This window comes from Winogradskyella poriferorum (assembly GCF_050618035.1).
Taxonomy (GTDB): Bacteria; Bacteroidota; Bacteroidia; order Flavobacteriales; family Flavobacteriaceae; genus Winogradskyella; species Winogradskyella poriferorum_A.
The window spans coordinates 1-208 of sequence record NZ_JBODPY010000352.1 but is presented as its reverse complement, the minus strand read 5'-3'; the positions used below and the strand labels follow the sequence as shown (position 1 = coordinate 208).

Here is a 208-nt window from a genome sequence, read left to right as displayed (position 1 = left end):
GTGAAACATGTTACTTTTTTGCGACCATATTTTTTGGCATACTCAAGTGCATAGGTTACAATTTTTTCACAACCTGGTCGACTGATTAATTTAAGACACTGCACAACCTCATCTGGTTGTTGATGTTCACTACCAGCATAAAGATCCTCCTCGTTTTCTCTAATGTTGACTACATCCATATCTGGATGTTTTGATGCAACAAAAGGAT

General features: G+C 37.0%; 1 protein-coding gene. It reads right to left on the bottom strand.

The annotated features are described in order from the left end of the window. The coding region (locus tag ACRHOC_RS16035) for an isocitrate/isopropylmalate family dehydrogenase (protein WP_431159541.1) at window positions 1-208 on the bottom strand (208 nt) is incomplete at both ends.